Raw genomic sequence first — 2,013 nt, forward strand, 5'->3', positions numbered from 1 at the left:
GCTGGCCGCGATCTGCGAAGGGGAAAGGGCATGAACGCCATCGCCTATCCCAAGGGAACGGTGAAGGCGCTCTCGCGCTCCTTGCGCATCTACCATGGCGACAAGCAGCGGCATGCGGCGATGGACGAGCTGTATGGCGCCTTCCTCGGGCCGGGCGACCTTGCCTTCGATATCGGTGCCCATGTCGGAGACCGCATCTCCTCCTTCCGCAGGCTCGGCGCCCGCGTCGTCGCGCTCGAGCCGCAGCCGGGCCCGGCCCGCGTCGTCCGCCTGATCCATCGCCGCGACCCGCTGGTGACGCTGGTCGAGGCTGCCTGCGGCGACCACGAAGGCACGATCGCGCTCCGGATCAACAGCGCCAATCCGACGGTTTCGACGGCCTCGGCCGCCTTCATCGGGGCCGCTGAAGGCGCCCGGGGCTGGGAGGGGCAGGTCTGGGACCATGAGATCACCGTGCCCTGCACGACGCTCGATCGCCTGATCCTTCGCTACGGGCTGCCGCAGCTCCTGAAGATCGATGTCGAGGGCTTCGAGGCGCATGTGCTGGCGGGGCTGACGAGGGCCGTCCCGGTCATTTCCTTCGAGTTCACGACGATCCAGCGCGAGGTCGCGGAGGCCTGCCTGGCTCTGCTGGAGACGCTCGGCCCCTATCGCTTCAACGTCGCGATCGGCGAGAGCCAGAGGCTCGAACTGGCCGAGCCGGCGAGCGCGGACGCCATGGGAGATTATCTGCGCGGCTTGCCTCATGCCGCCAACTCGGGCGATGTCTACGCGATCCTTCAACGCTGAGACCGAGGCCTCATGACGTTTTCGCGCCTGCGCGCCGCTGCTTTCGCCACGATTTTCGCCTCCTTCGCCGGCCCCGCCATCGCGGCAGGCGACATCGCCGTCGAGGTGAAGAACGAATCCGAGCCCGTGCTCTGTGCCGAGAAGGACAACGTCACGGTCAAGGCGATCTCGCCGGAGGTGCGGCGGTTCCAAATCGAGGCGGCGCATCCCGCCTACATCGCAGGCCTCGTCCGCGACAACTGGGATGCCGACTGGGCCAATTGCGACATGAAGGGCGACCCTTCCTTCGCGCCTCCGACGCCGCCGCGCCGCATCACCTTCTGGGAAACGATCGACTACTGGCTCGTCGGGTATACCTTCCCGACCTTCTGGCGCCCGGCCGATGCGACCTTCCGCGTCGGTGACCGGGTCGAGAAGGGGCTGCATCTCGTCCAGCTCTGGAAGCTGGGCAAGGACAAGTCCTACGAGGTGCTGGTGGTCTATCCGCAGGACGGCTACTGGCGCGCGCGGCCGCTGCCGCCGGAGCATCTCGGCTTCTCCTCCTACGGCTCGTCCTTCCTGTTCGGGCCGATCGAGCAGGACGGCCGCCCGGTGGTGAACATCCGGGAGATCGAGTTCGATCCGAAGACCCTGACGTTCAAGCTGAATTTCAAGGACGGCTCCGCGGGCAGCCTCAGGCTCGACAGCGTCGACGAGAACCGGATGGTTCTCGATGCGGTGCTCGACAAGCCGGTGACGGGGGGCAGGCCCTTCGTCGCGCTGCGCTCGATGTACGTCACGGAGTTCAACAACGACGTCGCCCGAATCGCGCTGCGCGAGCCCGGCGCGAAGGGCTGGCGCGAGGAGGCGCTGATGTCCTATCCGGGCGGCAAGGCGACCGACATCTGGATGGGGCGCACCACCCATTCGCGCCACAACACATCCTCGCCAGACATGGTTTTCCGGCGCTTCTCGGCTGACCCGAACCCGCCGCCCAGGCCCGAGAGGAAGTGAGGATCGGGTGGCTGCCGCGGAACGCATTCCCTCCCTGCGGCGTTTGGCCATGACGTGGCCTGCTTCGCGCGCTAGCTTGCCACCGTCGCATTGCCTAGCCTGCAGAGATATTCATGCCGCGTTTCGCCGCCAACCTGTCGATGATGTTCAACGAATGGGATTTCCTCGACCGCTTCAGGGCGGCCGCTGAGGCCGGCTTCGAAGCCGTCGAATTCCTGTTTCCTTACGAGC

Annotated in this window: 2 protein-coding genes and 1 pseudogene; all 3 read left to right on the forward strand. The window is 66.5% G+C overall.

Annotation, left to right across the window (positions count from 1 at the left end):
* Positions 1–30 precede the first annotated feature (30 nt).
* A complete protein-coding gene (locus ACIPIA_RS15015; RefSeq protein WP_400510709.1) occupies positions 31–789 on the forward strand; it encodes an FkbM family methyltransferase in 759 nt (252 codons plus the stop codon).
* Positions 790–801: 12 nt separating this feature from the next.
* On the forward strand, positions 802–1,782 hold the full coding sequence (locus ACIPIA_RS15020) for a hypothetical protein (RefSeq protein WP_400510708.1): 981 nt from the start codon (positions 802–804) through the stop codon (positions 1,780–1,782).
* Between the two features lie 113 nt (positions 1,783–1,895).
* Positions 1,896–2,013, forward strand: a pseudogene (locus ACIPIA_RS15025) (hydroxypyruvate isomerase); the annotation flags it as partial.

Source organism: Allobosea sp. CER48 (assembly GCF_044752385.1).
Taxonomy (GTDB): domain Bacteria; phylum Pseudomonadota; class Alphaproteobacteria; order Rhizobiales; family Beijerinckiaceae; genus Allobosea.